The 18,508-nt window shown below is 72.7% G+C and carries 16 protein-coding genes; 8 read left to right on the top strand and 8 right to left on the bottom strand.

Annotated features, from left to right (window positions below; all coding sequences use genetic code 11):
* Positions 1-101 precede the first annotated feature (101 nt).
* On the bottom strand, positions 102-1,667 hold the full coding sequence (locus tag AC3IX6_RS05180; protein WP_489369065.1) for a YfcC family protein: 1,566 nt from the start codon (positions 1,665-1,667) through the stop codon (positions 102-104).
* On the bottom strand, positions 1,664-3,076 hold the full coding sequence (locus AC3IX6_RS05175; protein WP_489369064.1) for a M20/M25/M40 family metallo-hydrolase: 1,413 nt from the start codon (positions 3,074-3,076) through the stop codon (positions 1,664-1,666). The genes AC3IX6_RS05180 and AC3IX6_RS05175 overlap by 4 nt, the downstream gene beginning before the upstream one ends.
* A 338-nt stretch (positions 3,077-3,414) precedes the next feature.
* On the opposite strand from AC3IX6_RS05175, the gene AC3IX6_RS05170 reads away from it, so the two are divergent.
* Positions 3,415-3,993, top strand: coding sequence for a hypothetical protein (locus AC3IX6_RS05170; protein ID WP_489369063.1), 579 nt, complete (start codon positions 3,415-3,417; stop codon positions 3,991-3,993).
* A gap of 57 nt (positions 3,994-4,050) precedes the next feature.
* Complete coding sequence (locus AC3IX6_RS05165; protein WP_351371832.1) at positions 4,051-4,827, top strand: bestrophin-like domain; 777 nt, start codon at positions 4,051-4,053, stop codon at positions 4,825-4,827.
* Between the two features lie 43 nt (positions 4,828-4,870).
* Here AC3IX6_RS05165 and AC3IX6_RS05160 read toward each other — a convergent pair whose 3' ends face one another.
* From AC3IX6_RS05160 to AC3IX6_RS05150, 3 genes are all read right to left on the bottom strand, one after another.
* Complete coding sequence (locus AC3IX6_RS05160) at positions 4,871-6,049, bottom strand: MAB_1171c family putative transporter (RefSeq protein ID WP_489369062.1); 1,179 nt, start codon at positions 6,047-6,049, stop codon at positions 4,871-4,873.
* On the bottom strand, positions 6,046-6,603 hold the full coding sequence (locus AC3IX6_RS05155; protein ID WP_274550378.1) for a toxin-antitoxin system, toxin component: 558 nt from the start codon (positions 6,601-6,603) through the stop codon (positions 6,046-6,048). The genes AC3IX6_RS05160 and AC3IX6_RS05155 overlap by 4 nt, the downstream gene beginning before the upstream one ends.
* A gap of 64 nt (positions 6,604-6,667) precedes the next feature.
* Positions 6,668-7,336, bottom strand: coding sequence for a helix-turn-helix domain-containing protein (locus AC3IX6_RS05150; protein WP_274550379.1), 669 nt, complete (start codon positions 7,334-7,336; stop codon positions 6,668-6,670).
* Positions 7,337-7,560: 224 nt separating this feature from the next.
* Between AC3IX6_RS05150 and AC3IX6_RS05145 the strand changes: the two genes are divergently transcribed.
* The 4 genes from AC3IX6_RS05145 (at position 7,561) to AC3IX6_RS05130 (ending at position 13,016) form a co-directional block, all read left to right on the top strand.
* Positions 7,561-8,550, top strand: coding sequence for a helix-turn-helix domain-containing protein (locus AC3IX6_RS05145; protein ID WP_489369061.1), 990 nt, complete (start codon positions 7,561-7,563; stop codon positions 8,548-8,550).
* Positions 8,551-8,614: 64 nt separating this feature from the next.
* Complete coding sequence (locus AC3IX6_RS05140) at positions 8,615-9,964, top strand: 6-phospho-beta-glucosidase (protein WP_489369060.1); 1,350 nt, start codon at positions 8,615-8,617, stop codon at positions 9,962-9,964.
* Positions 9,965-10,168: 204 nt separating this feature from the next.
* Positions 10,169-12,247, top strand: coding sequence for an MDR family MFS transporter (locus AC3IX6_RS05135; protein WP_489369059.1), 2,079 nt, complete (start codon positions 10,169-10,171; stop codon positions 12,245-12,247).
* A 94-nt stretch (positions 12,248-12,341) separates the two neighbouring features.
* Entirely contained in the window at positions 12,342-13,016 is a 675-nt protein-coding gene (locus AC3IX6_RS05130) for a GOLPH3/VPS74 family protein (protein ID WP_489369058.1), read from the top strand.
* Between the two features lie 24 nt (positions 13,017-13,040).
* Here the strand turns inward: AC3IX6_RS05130 and AC3IX6_RS05125 are convergent, their stop codons facing one another.
* Positions 13,041-13,526 carry a nucleotide triphosphate diphosphatase NUDT15 gene (locus tag AC3IX6_RS05125; RefSeq protein ID WP_489369057.1) on the bottom strand — a complete coding sequence of 162 codons (486 nt, stop codon included), beginning with the start codon at positions 13,524-13,526 and terminating at the stop codon, positions 13,041-13,043.
* Between the two features lie 527 nt (positions 13,527-14,053).
* Between AC3IX6_RS05125 and AC3IX6_RS05120 the strand changes: the two genes are divergently transcribed.
* The gene (locus AC3IX6_RS05120) at positions 14,054-14,779 is read left to right on the top strand and encodes a hypothetical protein (protein WP_489369056.1); all 726 of its coding nucleotides are present in this window, start codon (positions 14,054-14,056) and stop codon (positions 14,777-14,779) included.
* A gap of 70 nt (positions 14,780-14,849) precedes the next feature.
* On the opposite strand, the gene AC3IX6_RS05115 is transcribed toward AC3IX6_RS05120, so the two are convergent.
* Entirely contained in the window at positions 14,850-15,920 is a 1,071-nt protein-coding gene (locus tag AC3IX6_RS05115) for an ATP-dependent DNA ligase (RefSeq protein WP_489369055.1), read from the bottom strand.
* 75 nt (positions 15,921-15,995) lie between these two features.
* On the opposite strand from AC3IX6_RS05115, the gene ligD reads away from it, so the two are divergent.
* On the top strand, positions 15,996-17,015 hold the full coding sequence (ligD, locus tag AC3IX6_RS05110) for a non-homologous end-joining DNA ligase (RefSeq protein ID WP_489369054.1): 1,020 nt from the start codon (positions 15,996-15,998) through the stop codon (positions 17,013-17,015).
* A 15-nt stretch (positions 17,016-17,030) separates the two neighbouring features.
* On the opposite strand, the gene AC3IX6_RS05105 is transcribed toward ligD, so the two are convergent.
* Positions 17,031-18,446 carry a S41 family peptidase gene (locus AC3IX6_RS05105; protein ID WP_489369053.1) on the bottom strand — a complete coding sequence of 472 codons (1,416 nt, stop codon included), beginning with the start codon at positions 18,444-18,446 and terminating at the stop codon, positions 17,031-17,033.
* Positions 18,447-18,508: the final 62 nt, after the last annotated feature.

The raw sequence follows: 18,508 nt of genomic DNA, 5'->3' as shown, positions 1-18,508 counted from the left end.
AGGGGCGCGACTCTTCGGAGTCGCGCCCCTGCGCGCTTTCCTCACGGCCGCACAGCTCACCGCCCTCGCCGACTTCGTCGTCGTCCGGCGGCACTGACGCGTCACATCGCGGCGCCCAGCGCCAGGAACCCGCAGATCAGCACGAAGAGGATGCCGAGCAACGGCCAGACGAAGCGCAGGTACTTGTCGTAGCCGACCTTGGCCAGCGCGACACCGCCGATGGTGACGGCGGTGGTGGGGACCCAGAGGTTCATCCAGCCGCTCGCCGACTGCCAGGCCGTCACCATCAGCGCGCGGGAGACGCCCGCGAAGTCGGCGAGCGGGGCCAGGATCGGCATGGTGAGCGTGGCGTGCCCGGAGGTGGAGGGGATCAGGAAGGCGAGCGGGAGGTTCACGAGGAAGACGATGATCGCGAAGACCCCGGACGAAGTCCCCTTCACCACGCCCTCGATGGAGTGCAGCACGGTGTCCGTGATCTGCGAGTTGTTCATGATGACCGTGACCCCGCGCGCCAGCATGATGACCAGGGCCGGCGAGATGAAGTCGGCGGCCCCCTGGATGACCGTGGAGCTGAGCTTGGCCTCGCCCATCCGGGCGACCAGGCCGATCAGTACGGCCGCACAGATGAACAGCGCCGCCAACTGGGCGAAGGACCAGTCCAGTTCCCAGGCGTACGGGGTGGCGTCCGCGTCGCCGGTGAGCGCGCTCGACCAGGGCACCACCGAGAAGATCATGAAGGCGAAGACGAGGACCAGCAGGACCAGCACGGTCTTGTGCAGCCGGGTCAGCTCCGGTTCCTCCTCCTCGGCGCCGGTGGCCTTCTGCTCCCGGTCCCCGGGCAGGAACCCGCAGATCGACTTGGAGGGGTCCTTCTGGACCCGCCGCGCGTACCGGATCACATAGAGCACGGTCACGGTGGTCAGCACGATCCACATGAGGAAGCGCAGCCCGATCCCGTCGCCGAGCGAGATGCCGGCCGCCGAGGAGGCCACACCGGTCGCGAACGGGTTCACCGTGGAGCAGAGCACGCCGACGCCCGCCCCGAGGATGGCGGCGCCGACGGCGACCAGCCGGTCGTAGCCGAGGGCCAGCATCATCGGAACCAGCAGGCCGTAGAACCCGAGGGTCTCCTCGGCGAAGCCCTCCACGGTGCCCAGGATCGAGAAGACCACCATCACGGCGGCGATCAGCAGCGCCCCGCGGTCGCGCAGCCGGTGGGCGAGGCGGGCGATGCCGCGGTCGAGGGCCCCGGTGGCGAACACGACGGTGATGAAGGCGCCGATCGCCAGCACGAAGAGGAACACGCCCGCGCTGCCGTACAGATCACCGCTGAAGGTGGGCCCGACCTGGCCGGTCTTGGGGTCCTGGAGGCCGTAGAGCCCGTTGACGGGGGAGAGGAACAGGTCGTTCAGGCGATCGGTGAAGCTCTGGGTGCCGTCGACCCGGTGGTAGGTGCCGGAGACGGGCGCACCGCTGTCGTTGCGGTCGTACTCGCCGGCCGGGACGAGGAAGGCCAGCAGCCAGATCCCGACGGTCACGATGGCCAGGATGGTCAGCGCGCTGGGGAAGGAGAACTTCCGTGCGGGCGCCGGCCCCTCGGGCGGAGCCGGCGCGGCGGGCGGCGGAGGCGGGGCCGGGGGCGAGGGCGGCGGGGTCGCGGTGGTCACCGGGCGCCTCCGGACGGGTCCTGGGCGGAGGCGCCCGGACCGGCCGCGCCGAAGTCCGCCGCGTACTCCCGGACGAAGGCGGCCATCGCCACCACCGTGTTGCGCACCTCCGACAGCAGCACCCGCTCGTTCGGCGCGTGCAGATTGCACATGCTGTCCTGCGCGCCGAACAGCAGCACCTCCGCGCCCGGAGCCGCCCTCGCGAGGCCGTTCACCAGCGGGATGGAGCCGCCCGTGGCCACGTACGAGGCCTCCGTGCCCCAGGCCTCCTTCAGCGCGGTCAGCGCCGCCCGGTACGCCGGCCCGCCCGTCCGCGCCTCGAAGCCGGGGCCGGTGTCGCCCGGGGTGACGGTGAGCGGGATGCCGAAGGGGCGCTGCGCGCGCAGGTGCTTCACGAGCGCGGACCGGGCCTCCTTCGCGTCCTGGAGCGGATGGAAGCGCAGGTTCAGCTTGGCCCGCGCGTACGGCACCACGGCGGAGGCGGCGCCCGCCACGTCCGGGGCGTCCAGCCCGATGACGGTGACGGCGGGACCGCTCCAGAGCCGTTCGCCGAGCGATCCGGTGCCGATCAGCGGCAGCCCGTCCCGGACGGAGGCCAGCTCGCGGAACTCCTTCTCGGTGTAGGTCGTTCCCTCCCAGGGATCGCGGCGCAGCCCGGGCACCGCCACGTCCCCGTGCTCGTCGTGCAGAGAGGCCAGCGCCCGGAGCAGGACCAGCAGCGCGTCGGGGGCGGCTCCGCCGAACTCCCCGCTGTGCCGGGCCTCCGCGAGGGTGCGCACCTCCACCACGACCTCGCAGGCCCCGCGCAGACCGGTGGTCAGGGTCGGGGTGCCGGGCCGCAGGTTGCCGAGGTCGGCGATGACCATCGCGTCGCAGGCGAACCGCTCCGGATCGGTGGGCGGGTAGTCGTCGAAGGGGCTGCCGTACTCCTCCTGACCCTCGATCACCAGCTTGATCCCGACGGGCGGCCGGCCGCCGTAGACCCGGAGCATGCCCAGGTGCGCGATCACGTTCGACTTGTCGTCGGCGATCCCGCGCGCCCGCAGGGCGCCGGGGACGCCGGGGACGGGGGTCGGCTCGAAGGGCGGGGAGAGCCACAGGGTCGGGTTGCCGGCGGGCTGGACGTCGTAGTGCCCGTACAGCAGGACGGTCGGGGCGTCCGGGTGCGGGGGCGGGATCTCGCCATAGACGACCGGGGCGGTGTCGGGGAGGTCGATCCGCTCGATGGTGGGGACGCCCGCCTCGCGCAGCAGGGAGACGATCAGGTCGTGCGCCTCCAGGACCGGCTCCGGCGGGTATCCGGGGAAGGCGACCGAGGGGATCGACGCGAGCCGTTCCAGGTCGGCCCGGAGGCCGTCCATCAGGGCGTCGACCTGTGCTTCGAGGGTCTGCGAGCCGTCCGCGTCCACCTGCCACCGTCCCTGTGCTCCCCGGGGCGACCCCGCTGAGCTGCGGGATCGGGTTCTCCGATCATCGGCGGGAGGAGCGGGCCGCGCCGTGACGGAGTGGTCCGGACGGGTGAACACCGGCCGCGGGTCGGGGGCGCGCGAGGGCGCACCGGGGTGGTGAACACGGGCACGCCTTTCGGTGCGGGGACGGGACGGGCCGGGCGCCGGCCGGACCCGCGGTGGCCTGAAGTGGGCTGCCGAGGGCCGATCTTGACCTGTCTGCCGCGTATCGAAGCACCGCCGTGATCGTTTCTTCAGGCGTAGTCCTCATCCCTGCTGCGGAATCGGGAGAACGCGCGGTGACCGCTTGGCAGTACTTCGCCGGGGCCGGCCTGGTGGCGGCGCTCTGCCCGCTGCACGGTCACGTGGCGGTCGCCGGAGACGGCCACGATCGTGGAGCCCGGGTCGACCTGTGTGTTCCCGCCGGGGCGCGGCCGAGGCCGCCCGTGCCGCCACTGCCGCCCTCGGCGTCGGCTCCGGCCGTCCGGCCGACCGTCCGCTTGCCGCTGCCCGGCCCGGCCGCGCCGACGGTGCGCCACCCGGGGCTGGGGCCGCTCGCCCCCGCTCCGGCCGGCGCGGGGGCGCGGCCGGGGCCGGGGTCGACGGCGCAGGCAAGGCCTCCGGTGGCGCAGCCGCGGGCGGCCGCGGCGGAGCAGGCCGGGGTCCTGGAGGCCGCTCCGGGCGGAGCGGTGGCTCCGCACCGGGTCGCAGCGGGGGCCGGGGCGGCGGGGCGCTTCCACGTGCGCCCGTACCACTCGGCGGCCCTGGCGCGGCGCGGCCCGGACGGTATGTCCACCCTGATGCTCATGGTCGTCGTCACGACCCCGGCGGTGCTCGCGGCCGTCGCGCTGCGGCCCCGTTCCAGGAGCCGCGGCTAGCCACGCCCCCACCCCCAGTCCGCTCAGTCCGCTCGTTTCGACCTACGGAGAACCCTCGTGTCCGAATGGCTGGTCCTGGCCATCGCCATGGCGCTCGTCTGCGCCCTCGTCCTCGCCTTCACCGCGATCCGGCACCGCCGGGTCGCCGACGACGAGGACACCAGCGAAACCCCCGACGTCCTCGAGTACATGGTGATGATGGTCGGCGTGGTCTACGCGATCGTCCTCGGCCTGGCCATCGCGGGCGTCTGGGAGGCGCGCGGCGCCGCCGAGGACAGCGTGCGCCGCGAGGCCCAGTCCCTGTACGAGGTCACCCAGCGGGCCGACGTCTACCCGGCCGCCGTGCGCGACCGGATCCGCGGCGAGGTCAACGCGTACGTGTCCCACACCGTCAGCGTGGACTGGCCGCGGCTGACCTCCGGGGCCCCGGTGTCCGCGGAGGGCGGCGAACTGCTCGGCAAACTGCGCAGCGACGTCACCCACCAGAGCCCGGGCAACGAGCTGCAGGCCCAGGCCTACCAGCCGCTGCTGGACCACATCGCGGCCGCCGACGACGCCCGCCACGAGCGGACGCAGAGCGACGAGTCCACCCTGCCGGGGGTGGTCTGGCTGGGGCTGGTCGCGGGCGGGCTGGTCACCGTCGGGCTGATCTTCACCCTGCAGATCCGGCGTTCGGGGCGGGAGCTGCTGCTCGCGGGGCTGTTCAGCGCGCTGATCGTGTTCCTGCTGTTCATGGTGTGGAGCTTCGACGCGCCCTTCGGCCGGGACGGGATCGACTCGGCGGCGCCGTTCCAGGACCTGTTCCCGTCGCTGACCCTGGCCGCCGGGAGCTGATCACCGGGAGCCGGCCCCGGGGAGCAGCCCCCCGGGGTTCGGCTCAGCTCCCCGACAGGGACGACTGCCGGCGGCATTCGGCCACCACGCGGGAGTTGCGCAGCGCGTGCGAGATCCGCACGAGGTCGCGGGGACCGTCGGCGGGCGGCGGGGCCCCCTCGTCACTGGCCCCGATGACCCGCCCCTCGGGGTCGGCCGCCCGGGCGCGCACCGCGGCCGCGACCATGGCGGCGTCGGCGACGGCCCGCGCGGTCTCCTCGTCGGCGCCGGCGGCGAAGGCCCGCGCGAGGGCGTCGTCCCGGTGGGACTGGTCGAAGTACGGGCCGAGGTGCAGGAAGCCGTCGTGGATGTCCGACTCGCGCTGGATCATGCGCAGCTCCACGGCGGACCACCAGGCCATCCGTACGCTGGGGGCGCCCTTGGGGCCGCAGATGCGCAGCTCGCGCCAGAGCGTGCCCAGCCGCCGGTACGTGGACCAGTACTGCCAGCTGTCGGACAGCCGCTGGAACACCAGGGGGAGGACGAAGCCGATGGCGCTGACGTTGGCTCCGATGGAGGCGACGGGCGGTGCCACCGAGGTGCTCAGCCAGTCCAGGTCGTGGCCGGTCCAGCGGGCGACGACGGCGGTCATCTTGGTGGCGTCGTAGCAGAGGTTGAAGACGTACCCGATGACGATGATCACGAGGCCGACGCGGAGCCAGCCGCGCACCTGCAGGGACCAGCGCCAGCACATCGCGACCATCACGATGGCGGCCACGTTGTGGGCCACCAGGTAGAGGGCGATCATCTCCCGGGTGAAGGGGGTGTTGGCGTAGTAGGTGTCGAAGTCCCGCAGCCGCTCGACCGGGCTGTCACCGAGGACGAACAGCACCATCAGTGCCACGATCACGACGGAGTAGCCGAGGATCCAGGCGCGCGAGACGCGCCGGGTCTCCTCCGGGGGGCCGCCGCGCCAGTTGACGATGAGCACGAGGCAGGCGGCGCTGAAGGCGGTGATCAGGCAGTAGACGAACGGGGCGGAGAAGTTGGGTATGCCGGTCCAGCGGTTGACCGCCGCGATCGTGGGCGGGGCGGCGAAGGTGAAGACGGCGCCGGCCAGGGTGAGCAGGGAGCAGACGGACCGGAGGAGCGGATCGCGCCAGTTTTTGCGTAGCGTCGGCAGTTTGAAGGCGAGTGCGATCGCCATCGCGGCTGCCGGCGTGTAGTAGTCCTGGCCTTTCAATGGTCGTTCCTGTGCCCCCGGTATCCGAGCGCGGCCTCGATGCGGCCCGCCAGTTGGTCTCGTTGCGCCGGTGCCCGGTGGCTCGCCGATCCGGCGAGCCAGGTCCTGCACCGGCTGCCCAGAAGTAAACCGAAGGTTTCCGCTTCGGTCTCCTCCTGGACGTCGGCGCGGGTGCGCGCGGCGACGCGCCGCACGGTCTCGCCGATGTCTGCCTCGTCCGTCAGCAGCCGGGCGGCGACGGCGGCGCCGTCGACGTGGTGGCTGCAGTGGCCGGCCTTCATGTGCCACAGCTCGTGCCCGAGGATCACCAGTTGGTGGTCGGGTGCGGTGCGTTCCTCGATGACCACCAGATCGCGGTCCGCCATGTCGAGCCACAGACCGCTGGCCGTTCCCGGCGGGAACGAGGCCATCCGGAAGTCCACCCGGCGGCCGCGGTGCTTGCTCATGCCCTCGCAGAGGGCGGCGTAGAGGTCCACGGGCTCCACGGGCGCGGTCAGGTTGATGCCTGCCACCAGCTCCCCGCACAACCGCCGCTGCTCTCTGCCTATGCTCACCGTTCTCCCCGTCGGCGCGGATCCGGATCAGGACTCAAGGATCAGACCCAGACTTTCGACTGGGTCAGGATTCGTTCGGTTTTACGCTTTCGAGGAGCATGTCCAGCCATTCGGTCACCTTGTCCCGGTGCTTGTCGCTGGGCAGTTGGGCGGCTCTCCAGGCGATGCCCCGTACGCCGTGGTTCTGGAGAAGTCTTGCCAGCGGATCGCCCGCCGAAGCGGCCGGAGCGGGTGCGGTTTCTCTGGCGCGGCCCGCGAAGTCCTGGAGCAGCTGTTGCTCGGTGCGCTGGAGGGCGTCCGTGAGGGCGTCCGCGTCATGGGCGGTGAGGAATCCGGCGTGCACCCCGAAGAAGCGCTGGATCGCGTCACAGTGTTCCATGGTCGGCCGCCGGTCGCCGTTGATCAGGGCCCCGGCCTGCTGGCGCGACATGGCGGCGCCGTCGGCGATCTCCTGCTGCGTGTAGCGGCGGCCGTTGGGCTTGACGCGGGTGCGGCGCAGGAGGTCGAGGCGCTGGAGGAACCGGGTCTGGAGATCGGGCTCGCCGGCGGGCCGGCCGTCCAGCAGGCTCCGCACCACGTCGGCCGGGACGCCCGAGGCCTCGGAGAGGCGGCGCAGGTCGAAGACCTGGTTCCGGTCGCGGCCCAGCTTGCCCGCGAGTTCTGCGACTCGCGTGACGGTGGCTGCCAGGAGCGTGTTGGCCACCGCGACGGGAGCCGGGAAGCCGTCTGTCACCAGTGGTTCTCCTAGATCGCGCGAGGTCGGGGTACGGGCACGTGGTCGGCTTCTGGAATCTATCCGGTCTCGGTCCGTACGGCTAGAACGTGCCACATCTGTGGCGGGAACGAGCTCCCCAGAGGCTGGAATTGCCACAATAGTTGACACTCGAATGAAGTCGGTAGCAGGATCGCCACACGGAAATGAAGATCCAGACCGTAAGGAAGAGGGGGGAGCTCTCGGTGCCACATCTCGCAGCGGTGGGCCCGTCCGATGGCCTCGCCCACATCGGTGGGGAGCGCCTCGCGGGCGAGGAGTCCGCACGCGGCGCCGTGCGGTCGGAGCGACGCAAGGAGATTTTGCGCCAGCGCCGGGAGGAACTGGGGCTGAGCCAGGAAGACCTGGCGGCGCGGTTGCGCATCAGCGTGCGCGCGTACGGAAACTGGGAGCGCGGCCTGGTCAAGGAGTGGACGGACCGCAAGCTGCTCGCCCTGGCCGAGGCCCTGGAAATGAGCGAGCGGCAGTGCTTCTGGCTCTTCCGCATCATGGTCGACCGTGACCCGCCGCCCACCTGGCGTGCGGCCGAGGACAACCGGCTGCCGGACGATCCGGCGCAGCGCGACTACCTGTGCGACTACGCGGCCCTCATGGAGGCCGTGCCCTACCCGAGTTTCCTCGTGGACCACCGCTGGGACGTGGCCCTGACCAACTCGGCGTTCGACCGGCTCTTCCAGTCGGTGCGCCCGCATCCGACCGCCCTGCCGGACGACAACTTCCTGCGCTTCGTGCTGTTCCACCCGGACGCCGCGGCCGTGCTGGAGGACCACGAACCGGCCTGGTGCGTACCACTGCTGGCCCGGTTCGCGACCGCGCTGGCCGCCGCCCCCGACGACGAGGGGCTGCGCAGCATCCGCCAGGAGGTGGCCCGCGACCCGTTCATGGAGGCCGCCTACCGGTACGGAGTGCCGCACTGGCTGACGACCCACGGGACCGAGGCCGCCGAACAGGACGGCGCCGTACGCACCGTGCGCCACCCGGACCCGGGCTGGGGCCTGGTGCGCTGCCGGATGGTGGCGGAATCCGGCCCGATGCTCGACGGCATGGGGCTGACCCGGATGACGCTGGTCCTCTCCACGCCGCAGGGCGCGGCGACGGGCCCGCTGCCGGGCGGTCCGGGCGCGCAGCAGCACCAGCAGCCGCGGTTGCGGGCCGTGCCGTCGCCGGTGGACTGATCCGGCGGGGGAGACTGGTGCCACGACACCCTGGCACCGGAGCACTGCGAAAGGCGGTAAGGGCGTGCGGCTGACGATCCTCGGCGGAGGCGGATTCCGGGTACCGCTCGTCTACGGAGCCCTGCTCGGCGACCACGCCGAGGGCAGGGTGTCGCACGTGACCCTGTACGACGAGGACTCCGGCCGGCTCCGTGCCATGGCACGGGTGCTCGCGGACCAGGCCGCCGGGATCGCGGACGCCCCGGCCGTCACGGCCACCACCGATCTCGACGAGGCCCTGCGCGGCGCCGACTTCGTGTTTTCGGCCATTCGCGTCGGAGGGCTGGAGGGGCGGGCCGCCGACGAGCGGATCGCCCTGGCCGAGGGAGTGCTGGGCCAGGAGACGGTGGGCGCGGGCGGTATCGCCTACGGCCTGCGGACGGTGCCGGTGGCCCGCGAGATCGCGCGCAGGGTGGCCCGTACCGCCCCCGACGCATGGGTGATCAACTTCACCAATCCCGCCGGGGTGGTCACCGAGGCCATGGCCGAGGAGCTCGGGGACCGGGTCATCGGCATCTGCGATTCGCCGGTCGGGCTCGGGCGGCGGATCGCCCGGCTGCTCGGGGCCCGGCCCGAGGACGCCTGGATCGACTACGTCGGCCTCAACCACCTGGGCTGGGTGCGCGGACTGCGGATCGGCGGGCGCGACGAACTGCCGCGGCTGCTGGCCGACGCGCGGGCGCTGGAATCCTTCGAGGAGGGCCGGCTGTTCGGGGCCGAGTGGCTGCGCTCGCTAGGCGCGATCCCGAACGAGTACCTGCACTACTACTACTTCAACCGTGACACGGTACGGGCCTACCAGGAGGCCAAGCAGACGCGCGGGGCGTTCCTGCGCGACCAGCAGCGGGGGTTCTACGCCGAGGCGGGGCGGCCGGATCCCGCGCCCGGGGCGGCGCTGGCCGCCTGGGACCGGACCAGGGCCGAGCGCGAAGCCACGTACATGGCCGAGAACCGCGAGGTCGCGGGGGTCGGCGAGCGCGAGGAGAGCGACCTGGAGTCGGGCGGGTACGAGAAGGTGGCCCTCGCCCTGATGCGCGCCATCGCCCGGGACGAGCGCGCCACCCTGATCCTGAACGTCCGCAATCGCGGGACCCTGTCGGTGCTCGACGCCGAGGCCGTCATCGAGGTGCCCTGCCTGGTCGACGCCAACGGGGCCCACCCGGTCGCCGTCGATCCGCTGCCGCTGCACGCGGTGGGCCTGGTGACCTCGGTCAAGGCCGCCGAACGGGAGGTCCTCGCCGCGGCCGCGAGCGGATCGCGGGCGGACGCGGTCAAGGCCTTCGCGCTGCATCCGCTGGTGGACTCGGTCGGGGTGGCCCGGCGGCTGGTGTCCGGGTACGCGGCGGAGCACCCGGGGCTGGGCTACCTGCGCTGACGGGGCGTCCGGGTGTGCCGGACGCTCCGGCCAGGTGTACCGGACGCTCCGGCCAGGTGTGCCGGACACTCCGGCCAGGTGCGCCTGACACTCCGTATGCCTGCGCCGAGCACCCCGTCCACCTGCGCGGACGGCCCTCGCGCCCCACCCCGGATGGGCTAACGCCGCATGCGGCCGGGCGGGGGCGCTGTGAGAGTGCGAGGTGTGACCACAGCCGAAGGTGCAGCTCCTGCCATATCCGCCGCGGCACCCCCGGTCCTCGACCGGCGCTCGCGCAACATCGTGTTCGGCACGATCATGCTCGGCGTGCTGCTGGCGGCCCTCGACCAGACGATCGTGGGCACGGCGCTGCCCACGATCGTGGCGGACCTCGGCGGCGGCGACCACATGTCCTGGGTGGTGACCGCCTACCTGCTCACCGAGACGGTCGCGACCGTGCTCGTCGGCAAGTTCGGCGACCTCTTCGGCCGGAAACTGGTCTTCCAGGTCTCCGCCATCGTCTTCATCACCGGTTCGTTCCTGTGCGGCCTCGCGAGCAACATGACCCTGCTCATCGTGTGGCGCGGCATCCAGGGCATCGGCGCCGGCGGGCTGATGGTCACCGCGATGGCGCTCATCGCCGATGTGGTCCCCCTGCGCGAACGCGGAAAGTACCAGGGCGCGATCGGCGCCGTCTTCGGCGTCGCGACGGTGATCGGGCCGCTGCTCGGCGGACTCTTCACCGACCACCTGACCTGGCGCTGGGCGTTCTACGTCAACGTGCCGATCGCGATCCTGGTCGTGGTGGCGGCCGCGAAGACGATCCCGTCCGTACGCGCCGTCGGCAAGCCGGTCATCGACTACCTGGGCATCGCCATGGTCGCGATCGGCGCGAGCGCGCTGATCCTGGCCACGAGCCTGGGCGGGAACGAGTACGCCTGGAGCTCGCCGCTCATCGTCGGGCTCTTCGTCGGCGGTGTCGTGGCGCTGGCGCTGTTCTGCCTGGTGGAGGTGCGCGCCGCGCAGCCGATGCTGCCGATGCGGCTGTTCCGCAACCCGGTCTTCTCGGTCTGCTCCGTCCTCAGCTTCGTCGTCGGCTTCGCGATGCTCGGCGCGATGACCTTCCTGCCCACGTACCTGCAGTACGTGGACGGGGACTCGGCCACCGTCTCGGGCGTACGGACGCTGCCGCTGGTCATCGGCCTGCTGATCGCGTCGGTCTTCAGCGGCAACGTCACGAGCAAGACCGGTCACTACCGGATCTTCCCGATCGTCGGCTGCGCCGTGATGGGCCTCGGGCTCTACCTCCTCTCCCGGATGGGACCGCAGTCCGGCGCCTGGCTGGAATCCCTGTACATGTTCGTCCTCGGAACCGGCATCGGCCTGTGCATGCAGGTGCTGACCATCGCCGTGCAGAACACCGTGGACTACGCCGACCTCGGCACCGCGACCTCGGGCGTCACCTTCTTCCGTACGCTCGGCAGCGCCTTCGGGACCGCCGTCTTCGGCACGATCTACGCCAACACCCTGAAGCCCGCGCTGGCGAAGGGCGTGGAGGAGGCCGCGCGCGCCACCGGACAGGACCCGCAGCAGCTGGGCGCCGCGGCGCAGAGCCCGCAGGGCGTGCAAGGCATGGATCCGGCGGCGGCCGGGCCGGTCATCAACGCGTACGCGGAGACCCTGCACACGGTGTTCCTGTGGACCGTGCCGGTGGCGGTGGTCGGATTCGTCGTCGCGCTGTTCCTCAAGCAGGTCAAACTGCGCGACAGCGCACGGGCCGGTTCCACGGACATGGGCGACGGCTTCGGCTCGCCGGCCACGGCCTCCGGGGACTCGGCGAAGCTGCTGGAACTGGCGGTCGGCAAGCTGGTGCGGAGCATGGGGCCGGAGACGGCGCGCGGGATCGTGAACTCCTCCGACACCCGGCTGGACATGGCGGGCGCGTGGGCGGTGATGCAGGTGGACCTGCTGACCCGCACCGTCGGCTACGCGAGCCTGGGACTCATCGCGTCGCGCCGGCACCTGCCCCCGGAGGTCCTGCTGCCGGTCTTCGAACGGATGGTGGACGAGGGCTACATGACGCGGCAGAACGGCTTCTACACGCAGACCCCGGCGGGGGAGCGGGAAGCGGGCGTCATCTCGGACGCGTGGGCCAAGTGGCTCGGCGACCAGCTGGAGAAGGACCGGGGCCGACCGCGCAGCGCGGAGCTGCGGGCCGCGGCGGACGCGATCGCCAAGCGCCTGCTCGCGGAGGACCTCGGGGACGGGAACTTCGCCCCGCGCTCGATGGCGGGGCGGCCGTAGCCCGGATCCGGGGAACTTCCCGGCGGGTCCGGACGTCTGGTGGGGAAACGGGTTCTACAGGCTCTACAGGTTCTACGGGTACGGGGGTGCCGGGATGCGGATCACACTGGCAGAAGAGATCATGCTGCTGTCGCTGGACGACGAGTCCGGGTCGGTCAAACAGCGGCAGTCGGTGGGCTGGGCCGTGGCGGGTGCGCTCCTGCTCGACCTGGTCCTCGCGGAGCGGGTACGGGTCTCGGGCAAGTACATGGAGCTCGTGGACGCCCCGCCCACGGGGGAGGAACTCCTCGACGGCCGGATCGAGTCGATACGGGCCTGGATGCGCGGCCGCGCCAGGCGCCGGGTGACCGAATGGCTGACGAAGGACCAGGCCAAGGCCGTCGGCCCGGTCGTGGAGCGGCTGTGCGGGCGCGGGGTGGTCGTGGAGGAGCGGCGCAAGGCCCTCGGGCTGTTCCCGGTACGCCGCTATCCGGAGGCCGACGGGGCGGTCGAGCGCGAACTGCGCGAGCGGCTCGCCGCCGCGGTCTCCAAGGGCGCGGAACCGGACGAGCGCACCGCGAGCCTCATCGCGGTGATCCACGCCGCCGGCCTGCACGGCCTGGCCTTCCCGGGAATCCCGCGCAAGGAGATCACCGCACGCACGGCGGCGATGGCCGACGGCGAGTGGGCCGCCGAGAGCATCCGCACCGCGATCCGCGACATGCAGCTGGCGATGGCCGCGATCACGGTGGCCACGACGGCGGCCACCGCGGCGACGGCGGCGGGCTAGGACCCGGCCCAGGGCCGCCGGGCGCTAAGGCGTCTGCGTGGGGTAGTCGTACGAGGCCACGTGCGGGAGGGTCCGGGTGAGTTCGGGCCGCCAGGCGCGCAGGACGGCCGCGGACGGGGCGTAGAGGGCCGCCGGGAGTTCGGCCGGGGCGAACCAGGACCAGCGGGCGATCTTGTGGGGCTCGGTGACCGTGGCAGTGCCCTCGGCCGCCGAGGTGACGGCCGCAGCCGTCAGCCGGGTCAGGCCGGAGCCGGCGTCGAGCAGGATGGAGACGATCCGGATCTGCTCGGGGGCGGCCCGCAGCGCGGTCTCCTCGGCCAGTTCGCGGGCGGCCGCCTGCTCGAAGCCCTCCCCGGGGTCGACCTTGCCGCCGGGCAGTTCCCAGCGCCCGTCGTGCGCCCGGCCGAGCAGCACCCGGCCGTCGTCGCCGACCACGACCACGCCGACTCCGACGACGGCGTGGGGTCGGGGGACCGCGCGTGCGGTGGGTTCGCCGGGTGCTGTGCTCATGGGCCGTCCTTCGGTGGTTCGGTGGATCGGTGTGCCGGGGCGGTGCGCGGAGCGGCCCGGCTGTGACCCTACGTCCAAGCCGGCCGTGCGGGTTTCGGCCGGGCGCGGCCCGCGCAGGCTTCCCGCGGTCCGATCGTCGTACGGCGCGTCGGTTCATCGACTCACCGGTCGACCGCTCGCCACGGCGGTACGGGCCGAGCCGGGGGTGGTCGCGCGGTACGGGGAGCCGGTGAGCGGGCTGATCGCGGAGGCGGGTGGGGGTGCGGACGGGGGAGTGGCAGGGAGCGCGGCCGGGGCTGTTGCTTCCAGGGTGAGGGTGACGGGAGTGACCACGGAGGCGGGGGTCTACGAGGGAGACCTCGTCGTGGACGCGGGCGGCCGGCGCGGCGGCTCCGATCGGTGGCTGGCGGCGATCGGCTGCCGGCCCGGCGTCGTGGAGCGAGCGGCACCGCACGGGCCTCGCCTACTTCTGCCGCTGGTACCGGCCGCCCGAGGGCCGCGAGGAGGGGCCGCGGCGCCCCTGGGCGGTGGCGGGCGGCAGCTTCGCCGGATGCGCGGTCTTCCCGGCCGACAACCGGCTGTTCGCCGTGACGCTGTTCGTGCACACCGGGGACGCCACGCGGTCCGCGCTGCGCGATCCGGCCGTGTTCGAGGCCGCCGCGCGGGCCTTCCCGCCCGGCGCGGCCTGGCTGGGGCTGGGCGCCGAACCGCTGTCCGGGGTACTGGCCTCGGGCGGGCTGGACAACCGCTGGAGCGCCCTGGCCGACGAGCGGGGCCCGGTGGTCAGCGGCTTCGTGCCGGTCGGAGACGCCGTCACCCATACCAACCCGACGCTCGGGCAGGGCGCTTCGCTCACCTTGTGGGCCGCGCGCAGGGTGGCCCGTACGGCCCACCAGGACCCGGGATCGGTGCGGTTCGCCGCCGAGTACCACGCGTGGGCGGTGCGCACCCTCAAGCCCTGGTTCGACTTCCAGGTGGTCGCGGACGGGGCCATCGGGGAGCGGTTCCGGGCCCGCGCCGGGCGCGCGGGGACGGCCCGCGAGATGGCCGCGCTGTTCGACTGTGCGCTGGAGGACCCGGAGGTGATGCGGGCCCGCGCCCGGGTCCGCCACCTGGCCGATCCGCCGGAGCGGACGTACGCCGACCCGGAGATCCGGGCGCGGGTGGCGCGCTGGCTGGCGGCGCGGCCCGACTACGCACCGAACACCGCCGGCCCGAGCCGGGCGGAGTGGGAGAAACTGACGGCGCGCTGAGGGCCGGGGTCCGCGGCCCTCGGTGAGCAGGGCCGCGCGGCTCCCGTGCCGCCCGGCCGTGCAGCGGGCCTCAGGTCGCCTTCGTGCTCAGGACCTCGGCGAGGTCGTAGCCGACGACCTCCTCCAACTGGGCGTACGTACAGCTCCGCGGCTCCCGGTCCGGCCGCATCCGGCGGAACTGCGCGGTGTGCCGGAACCGGTCGCCCTCCATGTGGTCGTAGGCCACCTCGCAGACCCACTCGGGGCGCAGCGGTACCCAGGACAGGTCCTTCTTTCCGGTCCAGCGGCTCTGCGCGCCGGGCAGCCGGGCGCTCTCGTGGGCGGTCTCCTCGGCCCAGGCGGCCCAGGGGTGCCCCGCCGGGTCGGGCATCCGGAGCGGGTCGAGCTCGTCGATCAGCTCGGCGCGGCGCTTCATCGGGAAGGCGGCGCAGACGCCCACGTGCTGGAGGGTGCCGTGGGCGTCGTACAGCCCCAGGAGCAGCGATCCGACAATCGGACCGCTCTTGTGGAAACGGAAACCCGCGATCACGGTGTCGGCCGTACGCTCGTGCTTGATCTTGAACATGAGGCGGGCATCGGGCCGGTAGGGGAGATCGAGGGGTTTGGCGACGACCCCGTCGAGCCCGGCGCCTTCGAATCGTTCGAACCACTCCCGTGCGAGCGCGGGGTCGGTGGTCGCGGGCGCGAGGTGGACGGGGGGCCGGGCGGTGGAGAGCATGCTGGTCAGGGCGGCACGACGGACGGCGAGCGGTGCGTCGAGGAGGGCCTCGTCGCCCAGCGCGAGCAGATCGAAGGCCACGAACGAGGCCGGGGTCGTCTCGGCGAGCAGTTTCACCCGGGAGGCGGCGGGATGGATCCGCTCGCTGAGCCGGTCGAAATCGAGCCGGGCGCCCTGGATGACGACGATCTCGCCGTCGACGACGCAGCGGTCGGGCAGATTCTCCTTCAGCGCCGCCGCCAGTTCGGGAAAGTATCTGGTCAGGCTCTTGCCCGTGCGGCTGCCGATCTCGATCTCGTCCCCGTCCCGGTGGACGATCGCACGGAAGCCGTCCCACTTGGCCTCGTACTGCATGCCCGGGGGGATCGCGGACACGGATTTGGCGAGCATCGGCTTCACGGGTGGCATGACCGGCAGATCCATGTCTCCGATTCTGGGGTGGTACGCCCGCGCCCGCTCGGTGTGCGGGTCCGCGCGGGTCCGCCTACCGTGGCGCACATGGGTGCAGCGGGCAAAGCGATCGAGCTGGAGGCGGGCGGCCGGGCCGTCCGGCTGTCCAGTCCGGACAAGGTGTACTTCCCCGAGCGCGGCCTCACCAAGGGGGACGTGGCCGCCTACTACCTCGCGGTCGCGGACGGGATCACCCGCGCCCTGCGCAACCGGCCCACGACCCTGGAGCGGTTCCCGGACGGGGTGGAGGGAGAGTCCTTCTTCCAGAAGCGGGCCCCGAAGAACCTGCCCGACTGGATCCCCACCGCCCACATCGCCTTCCCGAGCGGACGCACCGCCGACGAGATCTGCCCGACCGAGCCGGCCGCCGTCCTGTGGGCCGCCAACCTGGGCTGCCTCACCTTCCACCCCTGGCCGGTCCGTCGGGACGATACGGACCGTCCCGACGAACTGCGCATCGACCTGGACCCGCAGCCGGGCACCGACTACCACCACGCGGTCGCGGTCGCCCACGAACTGCGCGTACTGCTGGAGGAGTTGGGCCTGCGCGGCTGGCCCAAGACCTCGGGCGGCCGCGGGCTGCACGTGTTCGTGCCGATCGCACCGCGCTGGACCTTCACGGAGGTCCGCAGGTGCGCCATCGCGATCGGCCGGGACCTGGAGCGCCGGATGCCGGGCAAGGTCACCACCGCCTGGTGGAAGGAGGAGCGCGGCGAGCGGATCTTCGTCGACTACAACCAGACGGCGCGCGACCGCACCATCGCCTCCGCGTACTCCATCCGCCCGCGCCCGCACGCCCCCGTCTCCGCGCCGCTGCGCTGGGACGAGCTGGACGAGGCGGAGCCGCGCGACTTCGACATCGTGACGATGCCGGCCCGCTTCGCGGAACTGGGCGACCTGCACGCGGACATGGACGAGCACGCCTTCGCCCTGGACGCCGCGCTGGAACTGGCCGACCGCCACGAACACGACCACGGCCTGGGAGACATGCCGTACCCCCCGGACTATCCGAAGATGCCGGGCGAGCCCAAGCGCGTCCAGCCGAGCCGCGCGAAGCACGAGGACTGATCGGCAAGGCGCGCCCTAGGCCCGGGGGAGGCGGCGCAGGGCGGTGGTGAAGGCGGAGTCGCGGCGGGCGTCGAACTCCGCCTCGGTGAAGACCGGGGTGGTGACGTCGACCGGGATGCCCGGACCGTCGAAGGTCTTCCCGGTACGGGTCAGGAACTGCTCGTTGGGCAGGCCGAGTTCCCAGCCGTTGGGGAGGGTGCGGCCGAGGACGTCGGAGAAGACGCCCTGGGTCGGCTCGCCGATGCGCTCCGTCCGGCCGGGGCGCTCCAGCAGGGCCTGGGTGAAGGTCTCGCCCGCACTCAGGGTGGAGCCGCCGGTGAGCACGGCGACCGGTCCGGTGTAGCGGGGGCCCCGCGCGGGCTGGACGTACAGGGGTTGCGGGCGGGTGAACCGGCTCGCGTCGGCGGGGTCGTCGCGTACGCGCTTGGCGTAGGCGAAGTACGGGCGGTCCGTGAGCCGGGCCGCCAGGCGCAGGCCGAGCTCGTCGGAGCCGCCGCCGTTGATGCGCAGATCGATGACCAGTCCGCGCAGGCGGGCGGTGCGCTCGGTGGTGAAGACGCTCTCCAGGGCGCGGTCGAGCTCGGCGCTCTCGGAGGCGAAGTCACCGCTCGCGGTGTATCCGCCGAAGCCGGAGAGGCGTAGGTAGCCGCGGCCGTCGGGCAGGTCGGCGTAGGAGATGCGTCCCTGGGCGAACTCCTGCGGGGCCCGGCCGTCGAGGTCCACCTCCTGGATGTACGCCTTGACGCGGGTCTCGAGTTCGAGGGTCGGCATCACGGTGCCCGGGCGTACCTTGCCGAAGAACCGGTCGCCGCCGTCCGAGAGGTGGACGTGCGCGTCGTGCAGCGGGGCGAGCATCTCCTCGAAGACGGCGAAGAGTTCGTCCTCGGTGGTGCCGGCGTGCACCCGGGGGCGGTGGCTCTCGCGTACGGCGTTCCAGTCGACGCCCTTGGCGGCGAAGAAGGGGTAGTTCTCGGCGAAGGTCTGCCAGAACACGTCGAAGGTGGCGACCGGGTCCGAGGCGGGGCCGGGCTCCTGGGCCTCGCGGCAGCGCTCGGGCAGGGAGGTGAGGCGCCGGGTCGCGCGGTCGCCGACCGAGCCTTCGACGTGCACCGATCCGGGGCGCACGGTGAGCACCTCGTCGTCCTCGGTGGCGTAGCGGAAGGCTGCCGAGCCGCCGCTGCCCGGTACCCGCCGTGCGCTCGCGCCGGGCAGGCAGCTGATCCCGGTGACCTGGTACTCCTGGAGCCGTCCGGCCTCCACGCGGAGCACGGTGCCGTAGCCGTCGAGCCGCCAGATCCCGACCGGTCCGACCGGTCCGACCGGGCCGGTGGGTGGGTGGCCCGAGGTGGCGGTGGCGGCCGCGGCGGGACCCGCGGTGGTGACCGCGAGGGCGAGGAGCACCGCGGCCGCGGCCGCCCGCCGGTGCCGCATGCCTTTGCGTGAGCGAGTGCCCGTGCTTGTGCCCGTGCTTGTGCCCGTACCGGTCATCGTGC

The organism is Streptomyces sp. GL_141, from assembly GCF_057834385.1.
This window is presented reverse-complemented; position numbering and strand designations above follow the sequence as displayed.